The sequence below is a fragment of the Sphingomonas sp. CARO-RG-8B-R24-01 genome (genome assembly GCF_022662295.1).
Taxonomy (GTDB): Bacteria; Pseudomonadota; Alphaproteobacteria; order Sphingomonadales; family Sphingomonadaceae; genus Sphingomonas.
In genome coordinates, this window is sequence record NZ_JAKNQI010000011.1 from 98,933 (window position 1) to 113,780 (window position 14,848).

The 14,848-nt window shown below is 66.7% G+C and carries 12 protein-coding genes; 7 read left to right on the forward strand and 5 right to left on the reverse strand.

What is annotated here, in order from left to right; genetic code table 11:
• Positions 1 to 118: 118 nt before the first annotated feature.
• Positions 119 to 1,018 (forward strand): amidohydrolase family protein, encoded by a 900-nt coding sequence (locus L8G49_RS18900; RefSeq protein WP_242187346.1) that lies wholly within the window; start codon positions 119 to 121, stop codon positions 1,016 to 1,018.
• On the opposite strand, the gene L8G49_RS18905 is transcribed toward L8G49_RS18900, so the two are convergent.
• Both L8G49_RS18905 and L8G49_RS18910 read right to left on the reverse strand, forming a co-directional pair.
• Positions 991 to 1,377, reverse strand: a complete 387-nt coding sequence (locus tag L8G49_RS18905) for a PAS domain-containing protein (protein ID WP_242140256.1) — start codon at positions 1,375 to 1,377, stop codon at positions 991 to 993. The two genes, L8G49_RS18900 and L8G49_RS18905, sit on opposite strands and share 28 nt — an antisense overlap.
• Positions 1,374 to 3,926, reverse strand: coding sequence for an ATP-binding protein (locus L8G49_RS18910; RefSeq protein WP_242187347.1), 2,553 nt, complete (start codon positions 3,924 to 3,926; stop codon positions 1,374 to 1,376). Before L8G49_RS18910 ends, L8G49_RS18905 begins: the two co-directional genes overlap by 4 nt.
• A 263-nt stretch (positions 3,927 to 4,189) precedes the next feature.
• On the opposite strand from L8G49_RS18910, the gene L8G49_RS18915 reads away from it, so the two are divergent.
• Positions 4,190 to 4,684, forward strand: a complete 495-nt coding sequence (locus tag L8G49_RS18915; protein WP_242187348.1) for a DUF427 domain-containing protein — start codon at positions 4,190 to 4,192, stop codon at positions 4,682 to 4,684.
• Positions 4,685 to 4,778: 94 nt separating this feature from the next.
• Positions 4,779 to 5,714, forward strand: a complete 936-nt coding sequence (locus L8G49_RS18920; protein ID WP_242187349.1) for an FAD-dependent oxidoreductase — start codon at positions 4,779 to 4,781, stop codon at positions 5,712 to 5,714.
• Positions 5,715 to 5,747: 33 nt separating this feature from the next.
• Here L8G49_RS18920 and crtI read toward each other — a convergent pair whose 3' ends face one another.
• On the reverse strand, positions 5,748 to 7,367 hold the full coding sequence (gene crtI, locus L8G49_RS18925; RefSeq protein WP_242187350.1) for a phytoene desaturase family protein: 1,620 nt from the start codon (positions 7,365 to 7,367) through the stop codon (positions 5,748 to 5,750).
• A 382-nt stretch (positions 7,368 to 7,749) separates the two neighbouring features.
• Between crtI and L8G49_RS18930 the strand changes: the two genes are divergently transcribed.
• The 4 genes from L8G49_RS18930 to L8G49_RS18945 all read left to right on the forward strand — a co-directional run bounded on the left by L8G49_RS18930 (position 7,750) and on the right by L8G49_RS18945 (position 11,322).
• Positions 7,750 to 8,064, forward strand: coding sequence for a PAS domain-containing protein (locus L8G49_RS18930; protein WP_242187351.1), 315 nt, complete (start codon positions 7,750 to 7,752; stop codon positions 8,062 to 8,064).
• 8 nt (positions 8,065 to 8,072) lie between these two features.
• Positions 8,073 to 9,374: a sensor domain-containing diguanylate cyclase gene (locus L8G49_RS18935; RefSeq protein ID WP_242187352.1), complete on the forward strand. Its 1,302-nt coding sequence runs from the start codon at positions 8,073 to 8,075 to the stop codon at positions 9,372 to 9,374.
• Positions 9,371 to 10,555, forward strand: a complete 1,185-nt coding sequence (locus tag L8G49_RS18940; RefSeq protein WP_242187354.1) for an AMP-binding protein — start codon at positions 9,371 to 9,373, stop codon at positions 10,553 to 10,555. The genes L8G49_RS18935 and L8G49_RS18940 overlap by 4 nt, the downstream gene beginning before the upstream one ends.
• A 95-nt stretch (positions 10,556 to 10,650) precedes the next feature.
• Entirely contained in the window at positions 10,651 to 11,322 is a 672-nt protein-coding gene (locus L8G49_RS18945; protein WP_242187355.1) for an EAL domain-containing protein, read from the forward strand.
• A gap of 4 nt (positions 11,323 to 11,326) precedes the next feature.
• Here the strand turns inward: L8G49_RS18945 and L8G49_RS18950 are convergent, their stop codons facing one another.
• Entirely contained in the window at positions 11,327 to 12,565 is a 1,239-nt protein-coding gene (locus tag L8G49_RS18950) for a histidine-type phosphatase (RefSeq protein WP_242187356.1), read from the reverse strand.
• A gap of 101 nt (positions 12,566 to 12,666) precedes the next feature.
• Positions 12,667 to 14,805 (reverse strand): PAS domain-containing sensor histidine kinase, encoded by a 2,139-nt coding sequence (locus L8G49_RS18955; RefSeq protein ID WP_242187357.1) that lies wholly within the window; start codon positions 14,803 to 14,805, stop codon positions 12,667 to 12,669.
• Positions 14,806 to 14,848: the final 43 nt, after the last annotated feature.

The following is a 14,848-nucleotide window of genomic DNA, read 5'->3' on the forward strand; positions in this document are numbered from 1 at the left end:
AATCGCGCAGCAAGTAGAGTCAGGACTCCAATGGAGCAGGCGTGGGCACCTTGATCCTATCACCAACGGATGTCTGCCGATCATCGGAGGCGATGGCGCGCGCGGGCGGCACCGCAACATGACCCGGGTGATCGACGCGCATCAGCACTTCTGGTCCCTGACGACGCCCGGGCACAGCTGGCCGACAACGGCCGAGGTGGCGATCCATCGGGATTTCCTCCCGCAGGATCTGACGGAAGCGACAAGCCCCGCACTGGTGGGCACCATCCTGGTGCAGTCGCAACCCACCGACCAGGATACGGACTGGCTGATTGCGCTCGCGGATCGCACACCGCTGGTTCGGGCGGTGGTCGGCTGGGTCGATCTCACCGCGCCGGGGGCGCCGGACCGGATCAAGGCACTGGCCGCCGCCCCGAAGTTGCGCGGACTGCGCCCGATGCTGCAGTCGATCCCCGATACGGATTGGCTGTTACAGCCCGCCATCGTCCCCGCCCTGGAGGCGATGCAGGCGGCCGGCCTGCGGCTCGATGCGCTCGTGCAGCCGCGCCATCTCGAGATGCTCGCGCGTTTCGTCGAGCGCTGGCCCGATCTTCCGATCGTGATCGACCACGCGGCCAAGCCCGATGCCGCCAACGGCACGCTCGACCCATGGCGCGCCCGGATCGCGACGCTGTCGCGGCTCGGCGTCCATTGCAAGCTGTCGGGACTTCGAACGGAACAGGCGCGGGGACAGCCCGCGGCGGCGCTCGCGCCCTATGTCGATCATCTCGTCAGCGCATTCGGCGAACGGCTGATGTGGGGCAGCGACTGGCCGGTCGTGCTGATGTCGGGTGACGATTGGCACCAATGGTACGCGGATGCCCGGCACCTTGCGGTTCAAGCCGGGGCGGACGTCGCGAGCCTGTTCAGCGGAGCCGCAACGCGTTTCTATGGAATTGCCACGGACGACGATGCCGCCCCGGGCCTCCAGCCGCATCGATGTGCCGGGTTTCAGTCGCGCCGGAGGAACATCCAATAGCCACCCGAACTGGCCGACTGGATCCGGATGCTCATCTCGCGGTCGCGATCCTCGAAGTCGCCGACATGGCTGAATTCGAGGTCGAGCGTTCCAGCCGCCCGTGCGCGTTCCACCCGACCGCGGAACTCCGGATTGTCCATGCAGGGGGCGATGCGCGCGAAAAAGTCGAGTCCCACCCGGTCGCGGTCCCCCGACCCCGACAGCCGCCGTTCCGTCGCGCTGTAATATTCGACCCGGCCATCGTTGCCGATCCGGATGACGCCGAAGGGAAGTCGATCCACGATGTCGCCGGGCAGCGCCTCGATCGCGCTGGCCAGATGCCGCGTTTCGAATTCTGGTAGATCGCGATCGATGATCATGTCCGCCCCCCAGCCGTTTCGCGGTCGATGACGATCGCGCCCACGATCCGGTCTACCACCGTCCCGTTGGTCGAAAAAGGCAGCAGCAGCCGTTCGAACGTTTCGACCTGTCCGTCGCCGAGATCGATCCGCGCATATTCATAGGACGGTTTCCCGGTCAACGCGCACCGCTGGTACGCCGCCGTCCGCGCCGCCAGGCTGTCGTCCCCGCTGATCGGCAGAGCTGCTATGCTGGCGCCGTCCGCGCCGGTGTCGCGCAGGGTCGTGCCGACCAGCGTGAAGTCGAACGCAATCGGGACCCGGCCCAGGTCGACCGCGGCGACGACGATGCGGTGCGGCTCGCTGCAGGCGGTGAGCGTGAAACGATCGAACGGTGGGACGGTCGGGCTGGTGCGGATCGCGCGCCAATGCTCCATCAGGGTTCGCGCGCAGTCGGACTTCAGGCGGAGGGCCAGCCGGTCGATGCGAGCGGCGTCGGAGGTGCGCTGGTTGTGGATCGCCAGCATGCGACGGATTGCATAATGCAGCACGGCCGGGCTGAACGGCTTCTGCACGACCGTCTCGCCATCCAGCGTGCCGAGGTCGTTGACGGCAGTCATGAAAAGGCAGGGCATGTCGAAGCCCGCGGCGCGTACCGCCGCAACCAGCTCGGCTCCCGACCCGTCGGGCAGATCCACGTCGGTGACAAGGACGTCGATCGCGCGGGTTCGCGTTATCTCAAGCGCGGTCGTGCCATCGTTCGCGACGCGGACATCGAACCCATAGTCGGACAGGCCTTCGCGGAGAATTGCGGATAACTCCCGATCGTCGTCGACGATCAGCACGGTTTCGAAGGCGCGACTGGAAAGATCGGTCGCGCTCGGCGCTGCCTCCGGTGGCAAGTCCGCCGGGTCGCCGTTCAACGCGCGTGGCAGGTAGAGCGAAAAGGTCGTGCCCCGGCCGACCTGGCTTTCGATCCGCAACGCGCCGTTCGATTGCTGGACGAAACGCTGTACCATCGCCAGGCCCAGGCCGGTCCCCTGGCCACGCGCCTTGGTCGTGAAGAACGGCTCGGTAATTCGCTGCAGCGTCTGGCTGTCCATGCCCGGGCCATTGTCGGTGACGACGATCAGGACCGCGTCCTGCCCCGCCAGTTCTGCCGGATGGTCGGCGGCGGTGGCGGGGGCATTGCCGATGTCGATGCGCAGGTGCCCGCCGCCGCTCATCGCGTCGCTGGCATTGTTGACCAGGTTGAGCAGCGCCGACTGCAATTGCGTCGGATCGGCGAGCGCGGGCCACGCGTCCTCGGCACATTGGATGTCGAGCGCGACCGTGCGGCGGATGCCGTGAGCAATCAGGTCGGAGATCTCGCCGATCGCGGCTGCCAGGTCGACCTGCTGCGGCACGACGTTCTGCAACCGCGCAAACGCGAGGAGTTGGCGGATCAGCGCGGCACCTCGCTCGGCGGCGCGCTGACCCATGCCGGCGACCTGACGGATCCGCGGGTCGTCGGTGCGGTTTTCGATGATCGTGAACCCGCCGATCACGGCACCCAAGATGTTGTTGAAGTCATGCGCGATGCCCGAGGTCAGTTGGCCCACGGTTTCCAGTCGCTGGTTCTGCAGTTGCGCCGCCTGCATCGCCTCGCGCCGTTCGATTTCGGCGGACAGGCGTTCGTTGGCCTGGTTCAAGGCAGCGGTGCGGACGCGGACGCGGCGTTCGAGGTCGGTGGTCAGGTCGCGGAGCTGCGCCTCGCGCTCGGCCAAGGCACGGGTCCAGTGTTCGCGTTCGGTCAGGTCGTAGAAATAACAGACCACGCCGTGGCGTTCGTCGGGCAGCGTCATGCGTTCGATGCGCCAATCGTAAGCCTCGCGCACGGGTACGTCGGCACGGCGCTCGAACGTCGTCGGCGCCTCATAGGCGGTCCCCGTCTCCAATGTCTGCCGAAAGTGGCCGATCGCCTCGCTCGCGAACGGTTCTGGCCAGATCGCGCGCAGAACATCCGCGAAGGGCCGTCCGATCAGCGGACGGACGTTTTCGAACACCTTCTGCGCGCCTCGGCTGACAACCCTCAGTGTGAAGTCCGCATCGACCAGATATACGCCGAACGGATTGTGGGCGATCAGGGCCTCGAACGTTTCGACCTGTCGGCGCAGCTGATGCTGTTCGCCCTTGATCTGGGTGATGTCCCGCATCACCGAAACGAAGCCGGTGACGTCGCCCGGCGGCGAGCGTAGCGCGAAGGTGGAACGCCGGGTCTCGATCACCGCGTTGGTTTTGCGATGGATCAGGCGCATCTCGCCCTCCCAGACGCCATCGCGCTCGGCCGTGGGGAGAATTTCGCCCTCGACCAGCGATCGCTGTCCGGGGTCGACATAGTCGGTCAGCCGCAGCGGGAAGATATCGGCATCGTCGATCCCGATCAGCCGACGGCCGGCGGGATTGAGATAGGACAGCGTGCCGGTGGCATCGCAAAGCCCGATCAGGTCGCCGGCATATTCCGCGATCTGCAGCAGCGCGGCGAGGCCGTGCGATCCCGTGTCGCCCGGGCCGTCGCGACGGTCGGCCAATGGCGGTTCCGGCGACGGGGAGCGATCCTTTTCCCTACCATCCATCTGGAACGTCCCCCCATCCGGGCGCGTTGAACCTGCTATACGACAATGACCAGATCGGGCCTTTTTACCATCACGGATCGTCGCCCTACAACCAATGAACGACCAGTGCCGACACCGCCGGCGGCGAAAATGTGTCGCGGCGCTGGAAACGTGGCGTCCTTTCAGCGCGGCAGGAGCGGGAGCCGGCCATGGCAAACGAACGATCCTCAGGCGGCGTCATGAGGCCCCGCCCCGATCCGGCGGGTGCCGGCCAGGAGAGTGTCTGGGCCTACCCGCGCCCCGCCATTGCCGAACCGAGCCCTGCCAGGATCCAGATCGAGCATCACGGTCGCATCATCGCGGATACACGGGCGAGCATCCGGACGCTGGAGACCAGCCACCCGCCAAGCTATTACATACCGGTCGATGCCATCGCGCCCGGTGTATTGCGGCGGGCGCAGGGGAGTTCGTTCTGCGAGTGGAAGGGCGCCGCGACCTATTGGGACGTTCTCCTCGACGGCATCGTGTTGCCTGCGGTCGGCTGGAGCTATGCCAGCCCGACAGCGGGCTTCATGATGCTGCGCGATCATGTCGCTTTCTATGCTGGCCCATTCGATCGTTGCAGCGTGAACGGAGAAACCGTCGTGCCGCAGCCAGGGGGTTTTTATGGCGGCTGGATCACCAGCGCGCTGGCCGGTCCGTTCAAAGGCGTGCCGGGCAGCCGCGGTTGGTGAGCTTGCCCGATGCCGCGCGGGGCCGTGTGGCGTATCCTGCCGGGGGGCGAGGCGATGGCGAGCCTCCCGAATGCCGATTTCTGGTGGAGTGCGCATGAAAATTGCTGTGGTTGGAGCCGGCATTGCCGGCCTGTCCTGTGCCGAGGTGTTGCAGGCGCAGGGGCATGTGCTCGAGGTGTTCGACAAGGGACGCGGCGCAGGGGGACGGATGGCGACCCGGCGGGTGGCCAGCGCAGCGGGCGAAATCGCGTTCGATCACGGCGCCCAATATTTCACGGCGCGCGATCCTGCCTTCGCGGCGATGGTCGAGCGCTGGCATAGCGAAGACGTCGTGGCGCGCTGGCCGAGCGCTGGGGACGACGCCTGGGTCGGCACTCCGGGGATGAACGCCGTGGTCAAGGCGATGGCGCAGCGGTTCGACGTGCAGTGGAACAGCCGGGTCGAGACGATCCGACGCGTGGGCGCGGGCTGGGCGCTGGAGCCGCTGTCCGATGCGACGTTCGATGCGGTCGTGGTCGCGATCCCGGCCGAGCAGGCCGCCGTTCTGCTGGAAGCGCCCGACGCGACCTTGGCGGCCGCCGCGCGCGCGTGTTCCTCCGCGCCGTGCTGGACCGCGATGGTCGCGTTCCACCAGCGCGTCGCGATCGCCGCCGACATCGTCAAGCAGTCCGGCATCATCGGCTGGGCTGCGCGCAACAGCGCGAAACCGGGTCGCGGCGGGCCCGAGGCCTGGGTGATCCAGGGGAGCCCGCAATGGTCGCGCGACCATCTCGAGGACGCGGAAACGGATGTCGTCGATGCCCTGCTGGCGGGGCTTGCCGCCGAAGCGATCGATCCGCTTCCCGAACCGATCCTGCACATCGGTCATCGCTGGCGCTATGCGCGCGTCGCCGCGGGTGATGCAGGCGCGCTGTGGAACGACGCTGCGCGGATCGGCGCGGTCGGTGACTGGCTGCTTGCCCCCAGGGTCGAGAGTGCCTGGCTGTCCGGACGGAAGCTGGCCGAGCGGATCGGTGCGGCACACGCGTAACGCGGCGGCCGTCACCGTCCGTTGGAGCGCCCGCTAGGCCGGCATGCCTTCAACGATCCGACGTTCCACCTGATAATCGCGCGCGATCTCGCGCGCGGTCATCTTGGCGGACATCATCACCGACGGCGTGCCGCCGCCCGGCTGCGTGCCCTGTCCGACGAGGTAGAGGTTGGCGATATCCTCGCTGCGATTGTGCGGGCGGAAGAACGCGGTCTGCGTCAGCCGTGGCTCGACGCCAAAGCCGTTGCCCGCATAGGACCCGAGCGTCTGCTCGAAATAGTCGGGCGTGACGAAGCTGCGATACACCAGCCGCTCGCGCAGGCCGGGGATGTAGCCGCGATCGTCGAGGAAATTCAGCACCTTCTCGGCAAACCCTTCGCCGACCGCGTCCCAGTCGATATCACCCAGCGTGTTGGGGACGGGGATCAACGTATAGGCGGCATGATGGCCCGGGGGCGCGAGGCTCGGGTCGGTCAGCGTGGGGACGTGCAGATATTGCGAGAAATCCTCGGCGAGGATCTTGCGCTCGAAGATGTCGGTCAGCAGTTCCTCGTAGCGCGGCCCGAGGATGATGTTGTGGTGCCGCACATCGGGATCGCCCTCGCGCTTTTCATAGCCGAAGTAGATCACCATCAGCGACATGCTCTGCTTGCGGAACTTGACCACGGCATCGCGATTGATCCGCCGGTGCGCCTTGTCGATCAGCTTGAGATAGGTGGTGGCATAGTCGCCGTTGGACACGACCAGATCCGCCGCCAGCGTTTCGCCCGAGGCGAGCGTCACGCCGGTCGCGACCCGCTTGCCGCCGCGCTTTTCGACCTCGATCCGCTCCACCTTGGCGTTGAGCTGGACCGTCCCGCCGAGCTCCTCGAGCTTGACGACGAGCGCCTTCACCAGCGCGCCCGTGCCACCCATGGCATAGTGGATGCCCCAGGTCTTCTCGACGAAGTGGATCATCGCATAGATCGCGGGGACCTTGAGCGGATTGCCGCCGATCAGCAGCGGCTCGAAGCTGAACACCTGCCGCATCTTGTCGCTCTTGAAATATTTGCTGATGAGCGAGAACAGCGGCTGGATCGCGCCTAGCTTGAGCAGATCGGGCACGACGCCGACCATCGAGCCGAGGCTGCCGAAATAGGTGTAGCCGAGTTCGAGGAACCCGCGCTGGAAGATCGCGCGCGCCGCCTCGTGGAACCGCTCGTACCCCTCGAGATCCTCGGGCGCGAGCCGCGCGATCTGCGCGCGGACGTTCTCCGGATCGGCGTCGTAATCGAAGAAGGTGTCGTCGTCGAAATAGATACGGTAGAACGGCAGGACCGGGACGATCTCGAGATAGCGGCTGGTGTTGGGCCCGCCGCTGGTGCCCGTCAGGATCCGCTGGTGGTCGCCCAGCACGTCCTCGGGGAAATCGGGGGCGGCCAGCATCGCCACGTCGCGTTCCAGCGAGAAAAGCTCCTCGATGAAATGCGGGACGGTCAGCACGGTCGGCCCCATGTCGAAGGTGAAGCCTTCCGCCCGCCGGACATAGGCGCGGCCCCCCACGTCATCCAGCTGCTCGACGATCCTGGTGTCGAAGCCAAGGCTTTGCAGGCGGATCGCACAGGCGATACCCCCGATACCGGAGCCGATTACGATCGCTGTTCGACGGGTCATAGGGGCGCTGTCTTTTCTCGGGATCGCAGGCACCGGCATGATGCTGATCGATCCATCTCCTCTCCCGGACGCACCGCACACGGGATGCGGTACGACCAGCGACACGAGCCTCGGGAAAGGTCGCGTCGACACACACCGTACATGTGGCACGGCCGTGGCATCCGCAACCCCGGTGTGCCCCGTGTGGACCGAAGCGCGGTGGGTTTTGGCGGTTTTCGCCGCGCGTCCCCGCGCGACAGCACGATCGTGCCGGCAACCCGCGCAAACGTCCCGCATATGGTGGATGTCGTTAACCTTCAGAGGGTAAGCCACCATCGTCAAGAAGATGGTGGTGTCCGTGTTAACATCGTTCGAAGAGATTCCCCTTGCTGGTCTTGCAGGCATGGACGCGCCGGACCGCGACCAGCTGCCGTTTGGCGTGGTGGGGCTGGATGCCTCGGGGATCGTGGTCGTGTACAACGCCACCGAAGCCCATATGGCGGGACTGGATCGCGACGCGGTGATCGGCGTGTCGTTCTTCGACGCCGTGGCGCAGTGCATGAACAATTTCATGGTCGCTCAACGCTTTGAGGACGAAGCGCTACTGGATGAGATCGTGCCGTACGTGCTGACGTTGCGGATGCGACCGACCCGCGTTCGGCTGCGCTTGCTGGCCGCCCCGACGGAACCGCTGAACTACATCCTGATCGAGCGATAAGGCGCGGCATGCGAGACGATCTCGAGCGCGATCATCAGCAGTTGCTGGAGTTTCTGTACGCCTGTCCAGTGGGCCTCGTACAGTTCGACAGCGCTGGGGAGATCCTGATGATCAACCCCTATGCGATGAAGCATCTGCTGCCGATGGCGGGCACGCGGGATCCCGCGAACCTGTTCGCGATGCTCGAGGGGTGCGCGCCGGAGCTGCGTAATCTGTTCGACGACTATGGCAAGGAGCGCGGAACAGTCTGTGATGGCCATCGTATCGCCGTCGACATCGGCGCGGTTCGGAAGGGCAAGGATCCCAAGGTGCTCGCCTGTACGCTGGTCAAGCTGGGGGCGGACCGAGCGATGGCGACCTTCACCGAAATCACCGTCCAGGTCGCGCAGGAACGACGGCTCAAACAGACCGAGACATGGTTCGGCTCGCTGATCAGCGGCGTCAACGACTACGCCGTCCTGTCGCTGACGCCCGAAGGGATCATCGACGGGGTCAACGCGGCCTTCGCCCGGCAGACCGGCCGCCGGATCGAGGATGTCGCGGGGGAGGCGCTCGACGCGATCCTCAACACCGACACGGCGTCCGGAACGCTGTCCCTATCCGATCAATTGCGCCTTGCCGAACGCGACGGCTGGTATCTCGACGAAAGCTGGCAGCAGCGCAGCACGGGCGAGCGCTATTGGTGCCAGCGGTTGTTCGCGGTACGCCCGGCCGGCGAGCGGGGGGCCTGCGGAGGCTATTTCGTCGTGTTGCGGGATGTCGCGCGCGATGAGTCGGACACGTCGGATCTGCGTCGGATGCTGCTGTGCGATCACCTGACCGGCGCGGCCAATCGCACGCATTTCCTGCAGGCGTTCGAGCGCGAGCAACGGCGGTGGCGCCAGGATCGCCAGCCGCTGTCGCTGATCCTGCTGGACGTCGATCACTTCAAGGCGGTCAACGATACCTACGGGCATCCGACCGGCGACGTGGTTCTGAAGCAACTGACTCAGGTTTGCAGCGCGATGCTGCGCCCCGCGGATCTGTTCGCCCGACTGGGGGGCGAGGAATTCGCGGTTCTCTTGCCGAACACCCCGCTCGACGAAGCGGCGCGGATCGCGGACCGCCTGCGCCAGAGCGTGGAAGCGATGGTCGTTACGGCCGACGCCGGGCCGCTGCGGATCACCGCGAGCTTCGGGTGCGTGACCGCCTCCGATGCCTGCTCCAGCGTCGAAGGGCTGATCGGGCTCGGGGATGCGCAGCTCTATGCGGCGAAGCATGCCGGCAGGAACCGCGTCTATACGCGCGCGGCCCTGCCCGCCGCCGCATGACAGGATCCCCCCTGCCGCGCGAGGCGCTGCGCCGGATCGTCGCATCGCTCGTAACCGCCGAGATCGCTCGCACGCGCGGCGGTGCTGCGGCCGGGATCGCCGTGGATCCGATCGCATGGAGCGATGCGCGGACGCTCACGGTCGGATCGATCGAGCTGGATTCGCTCGAACTCGTGCATGCCGCTGCGGCGCTGTACGAGATGTTCGACCTCGATGCGCTTCCGTCCGATGGCGAACGCGAACAACCGGCGACCGTGGGGCAGTGGCTGGACGCGATCGCTGCGGTTCAGCGTCGCGGCGACGCGACGCTGAACGTCATGACATCGGGATCGACCGGCCGGCCGAAACGCTGCCCGCACGCGCTTCAGGACCTCCGGGACGAAGCCGCGCATTTCGCTTCGGTGCTTCCCCCGGTCCGCCGCGTCATCGCGCTCGCTCCGGCCCATCACATCTACGGTCTGCTGTGGACAGCCTTGCTGCCGGCCATGCTGGACGTTCCTGTGGTGTCGGCGTCGGTCGCGGCATTGCCGCGGCTCGAGACCGGCGATCTTCTCGTCGGGGTTCCGGATCATTGGGCCGCGGTGGCGCGGTCGATCACGCGCTGGCCGGATCGCGTCTGTGGCGTCAGCGCGGGCGCGCCGCTTGACGATGGCCTGGCGGGCGACCTGCGGTCGGCCGGTCTCGCTGCGCTGTACGATGTCTATGGCACGTCCGAAACCGGCGGTATCGCGGTTCGCCAGGCTCCGGACGCCCCATATGCCTTGCTGCCGAGATGGCAATTCGTCGCGCCGATCGGTGCGGACGCCGCGACGATCGTCGACCAGCAGGGCTCGGCGCGCGTGCTTCCGGATCGCCTGGCAATGACACCCGACGGTCGGTTTGCCATCGGTGGCCGTAACGATGGCGCGGTACAGGTCGGCGGCGTCAACGTCTGGCCCGAACAGGTCGCCGCGGTTCTGCGACGAGGCCCCGGGGTTTCGGAGATCAGCGTAAGGCTCGGCGAGCATCATCGGCTGAAGGCATACGTCGTTCCGTCCGGGACGGAGGATACGGACATTCTGCACGACCGGCTGCGACAGCATGCGCACCGACTTTTGCTTCCCGAACAGCGCCCTACGGCGTACACCTTCGGGTCTGCCCTTCCGCGTAACGCGATGGGCAAGGTGTGTGACTGGTCATGACGTTTATGCAGCCGAACGCCTTTTTCAGCGAAGCCGCGTTTCCGGCCGGTTGTCGCGGGTGCCGAGCGGGCACTACCTTGCCGTTCGACTTCACCATGGCGTTTCAACCCATCGTGGACATCGCGGCCGACCGGGTGTGGGGGTATGAAGCCCTGGTCCGGGGCATGGCGGGCGAAAGCGCCGGCTTCGTGCTCGACCAGGTCGATCCCGATCTCGTCTACGGGTTCGATCAGGCGTGTCGGGTCAAGGCGGTCGAGTTGGCCGCCGCGCTGTTGCCGGCCGATCCCACGCTGAAGCTGTCGATCAACTTCATGCCGAACGCGGTGTACGAACCCAACGCCTGTATCCGCGCCACCCTCGCGGCGGCGGGGCGTGCGCGGTTCGATCCCGGCAGGCTGATGTTCGAATTCACCGAAAACGAGAAGATGCGCGATGTCCCGCATCTCCGCCGGATCGTCTCCGCCTATCGCGAGCGGGGCTTCACGACCGCGATCGACGATTTCGGGGCGGGCTACGCCGGGCTGGGCCTGTTGGCCGAGCTGCGCCCCGATGTGCTCAAGATCGACATGGCGCTGATCCGCGATGTCGATCAATCCGCCACCAGGCGCGCGATTGTCGCGGCGATCGTCGCGATGGCGCAGGCCATCGGGATCGAGCCGCTCGCCGAGGGGATCGAGACGGTGGGAGAGCTCGAGACCCTCCGCGGCCTCGGGATCCGGCTTTGCCAGGGGTTTCTGCTGGGACGGCCGGTGTCGGCAGCGGCGTGATCCGCTAGCCGTTCAGCTTCGCGGCGAACGCGTCGAGCGTGCACAGGCCGGGGATGCCCCGCGCGGTGCATCCGGCGATCGGCAGGCGCTGGCGATACGGTGCCCGGGCCGTGCCGGCGCGGAGTTCGTCCAGCGATTGCGCGCGATATGCTGCGCGGATGAAATGATTGCCCGCGGCGTCGCTCAACCGCTCGATCAGGATGGCGCCGCCCGGAACCGGATCATCCACCGCAATGCCGGGGACGCGCCAGTGCAAGCCCAGCAGGCCGGCCAGATTGGCGATGTTGGTATCATGCCCCGCGATCATCGCGAGCGTTGGTGCATCGGGCGATGCGTCCGCCAGCCATCCGATGATTCGCGGCGACAGGCCCGCCATGTTGCGCGCGGCGAGATAGGGCGGCCGCGCCAGCATGGCGAATTCGAGCGCATGGAACGCTCCGAACGCGGTGATCTCGTCAGCGGTGACACGACCCCAGCCGACGTCCGCGGCGGGTTTTCCGTCCGCATATTCGAGGAGCAGGATCTGGGCCGCGGTCGACGCGCGATCGAGTGCCCCGCGGAGTTTCGGGCGGCCGCGTTCGGTGGCGGGCGCGATCGTCGTGGGCTCCCGTGCAATCCCGCAACTCGTGGCGCTCGCTGCGCGCCCGCAAAGCACCTGGTCGAGCCGCGCGAGCAGCGGCCGCACCCGAGCCTCGATCGTCGCGATGCCGCCCGGGCCCACGGCTGCCGCAACGGCCGCCTGCGCGCGCGCCGGGTCGAGCGGGGCATGTCCGCCGTCGATCTGGTCGAACAGGGGATCGGGGGTATCCTGTGCGTGATGCTCGATCGACAGGGCGCAGCCGGGGGCTAGGCCATCGGCATAGGACCGGGCGGTGGCGATGGTGCGCTGGTCGCTGTCGGCGAGAAGCGCGATGCGCGTCGGACAGGCGTGCGCCGGCAGCAGTCGTGTCTCGAGGAACGCTGCGCGATCGGCCGACGCGATCGCTTCCACCGCGGCGGCGCCATGGGGGGTGAGCCAGCCGGGGGCGACCGGCCAGCGTGGCCAGGGATCGCGTGCCACCCCTTCCGGCATCGGCTGCGCCTTGGTCGGCGGCCGCACGCCGTGGCGCATCACCACCACGGTGCGATCGACCGTCAACCCGGCGGGCGCGACCAAGCGCTCGTCCGCGGACGCACCGGCCGGAAGCGAGGTGGCGGCCATGGCAACCCATAGAAGCGTGCGAAACCGGCGCATGATCGTCATTCGAAATCCCCTTCGGAGCGCTTTTGCCCGCGAGATATGACACGGGTGCGGCGGACGACTTCGCTGCACCGATGCCGCAGAGCCCCCCGGGCGTCAGGGCGTCAGGGCAGGCGGGGCGGGGTCCGAAGCATCGGGTCTTCGGGTACAACTGGCATCATGCTGGCAACCTTGTCGATCAGCTGGTGCAGGCTGAACGGTTTGGTCAGCAGCTCCATCCCGGTTTCGAGGTGCTTGTCGCCGAGCGCCGCATGCTCGGCATAGCCCGTCACGAACAGCACCTTCAGATCGGGTCGCAGCAGCCGCGCCAGATCCGCCACCTGTCGACCGTTCATCCCGTTGGGCAAACCCACGTCGGTAATCAGCAGATCGATCTTCGCACCCGATTGGAGCACCTTGATCCCAGCGGCGCCATCCGCCGCGCCGATCACGGTATAGCCGAGCTCGTCGAGGATTTCGTCGATAAGATGGCGAATGCTGGCTTCGTCATCGACCAGCAGGATCGTGCCGCGACCCTTGACCGGAATCGCGCCGCTCACGGGGGGCTCGTCGTGCGGTACGGCATCGCCGACATGCTGCGGCAGATAGAGGCAGATCGTCGATCCCTGCCCAAGCTCGGAGGTGATCCGCACCTGCCCCCCGGACTGGCGCGCGAACCCGTAGATCATCGACAGGCCAAGTCCCGTGCCCTGGCCGATCGGCTTGGTCGTGAAGAAGGGTTCGAACGCATGGTCGATCGTGTCCGCCGACATGCCCGTGCCCGTGTCCGTCACGCATACGGTGAGGTAGGGGCCGGGGGGCAAGTCGCGCTCGCGCGCGCCAGCGGCGTCCAGCCAGAGATTGTCGGTCTCGATCGTCAGGTCCCCGCCGTCGGGCATGGCGTCGCGCGCGTTGATGCACAGGTTGAGCAACGCATTCTCGAACTGCGCGGGGTCGATCATCGCGGTCCACAGGTCCGGCGTCCCGACGATCCGGATCGCGGTCGCTGGCCCCACGGTCCGGCGCAGCAGATCTTCCACGCCGGTGATGAGGCGGTTGACGTCAGTCGGGCGCGGGTCGAGCGTCTGGCGCCGGGAGAAGGCCAGCAGGCGCTGAGTCAGGGACGCGGCGCGCCGGCTGGCTTGCTGCGCGGCCGCGATGAAGCGTTCGGCATCGTCGGTCTGACCGCGTGCGATGCGCAGTTCCAGCAATTCGAGGTTGCCCATCACGCCGGTCAGCAGGTTGTTGAAGTCGTGCGCGATGCCGCCGGTCAATTGCCCGACGGCTTCCATCTTCTGCGCCTGGCGGAGCTGTCCCTCGGCTGCTTCGAGCGCGCGGGCCTGTGCCTGCTCCTCGGTCGAATCTCGCCCCACCGCAATGATCTTGCCGTCGCCCGGCCCGGCGTTCCAGACGATGTCGCGGTAGCTGCCGTCCTTGTGGCGATACCGGTTGCCGAAGCGAGCAAAGGCACGACCTTCGCCGATCCCCTGCGCGGCCGCGATCGTGCTGGCAAGGTCGTCGGGATGGATGAAGGCGAACAGGGGGTGCCCGATCAACTCGGTATCCGCCCACCCCAGGGTCTGGGTCCATGCCGGGTTGACCGCCTTGATCGTGCCATCGAAGTCGGCGACGAGCATGATGTCGGAGGACAATTGCCAAAGACGGTTGCGATCGGCCGTGCGGGCGGCGACCTGCTGCTCCAGCGTGGCGTTCAGCTGGATCAGGTCGGCCTGCGCCCGCAACAAGGCGGCGTCGCTCAGCACGCGATCCGTCGTCTCGTTGGTCAGGATGAACAGGCCGGCGATGTCGCCCTTCGCATCGAGGATGCGGGAATAGGAGAAGGAAAACCACGTATCCGCCGCGCCGCGATCGGTATCGAGTTTCCACGGAAGGTCGCTGAAGCGCTGGCTTCGTCCGGCGAAGGCATCGTCGATGATCGGCTTGGCCTGGTCCCATCCGTCCGCCCAGACCTCCTTGAACTGGCACCCCATCGCCCACGACACGCGCGGGCCGAGCAAGGGGATGTACGTCTGGTTGAAGAAAAAGCTCAGCCGGTCTTCGCCCCATGCAAGGATCATCGATTCCGGCGAATTGAGAATCGTGCTCAGGTTCGATTTGAGAATGTCGGGCCAGCCGGCGGGATCCCCCAACGGATGATCGGACCAGTCGCGATCCAGGATCAGCTGCGTCGCCCGGCCACCACCGGCGAGAAACCGCAAGGCCGGCGCCAGCACGGCCGGGTTCCGAACATCTTCAGAGATCATGGAAAGCTCATACAGATCAACGACGTCGATCGCTCGTAAAAAC

Excerpts from the sequence above, each read along its gene's own strand:
- L8G49_RS18900 (WP_242187346.1), top strand. The coding sequence starts at position 119 with ATGACCCGGGTGATCGACGCGCATCAGCACTTCTGGTCCCTGACGACG.
- L8G49_RS18905 (WP_242140256.1), bottom strand. The coding sequence starts at position 1,377 with ATGATCATCGATCGCGATCTACCAGAATTCGAAACGCGGCATCTGGCC.
- L8G49_RS18915 (WP_242187348.1), top strand. The coding sequence starts at position 4,190 with ATGAGGCCCCGCCCCGATCCGGCGGGTGCCGGCCAGGAGAGTGTCTGG.
- L8G49_RS18920 (WP_242187349.1), top strand. The coding sequence starts at position 4,779 with ATGAAAATTGCTGTGGTTGGAGCCGGCATTGCCGGCCTGTCCTGTGCC.
- crtI (WP_242187350.1), bottom strand. The coding sequence starts at position 7,367 with ATGACCCGTCGAACAGCGATCGTAATCGGCTCCGGTATCGGGGGTATC.
- L8G49_RS18930 (WP_242187351.1), top strand. The coding sequence starts at position 7,750 with ATGGACGCGCCGGACCGCGACCAGCTGCCGTTTGGCGTGGTGGGGCTG.
- L8G49_RS18935 (WP_242187352.1), top strand. The coding sequence starts at position 8,073 with ATGCGAGACGATCTCGAGCGCGATCATCAGCAGTTGCTGGAGTTTCTG.
- L8G49_RS18940 (WP_242187354.1), top strand. The coding sequence starts at position 9,371 with ATGACAGGATCCCCCCTGCCGCGCGAGGCGCTGCGCCGGATCGTCGCA.
- L8G49_RS18945 (WP_242187355.1), top strand. The coding sequence starts at position 10,651 with ATGGCGTTTCAACCCATCGTGGACATCGCGGCCGACCGGGTGTGGGGG.
- L8G49_RS18950 (WP_242187356.1), bottom strand. The coding sequence starts at position 12,565 with ATGACGATCATGCGCCGGTTTCGCACGCTTCTATGGGTTGCCATGGCC.
- L8G49_RS18955 (WP_242187357.1), bottom strand. The coding sequence starts at position 14,805 with ATGATCTCTGAAGATGTTCGGAACCCGGCCGTGCTGGCGCCGGCCTTG.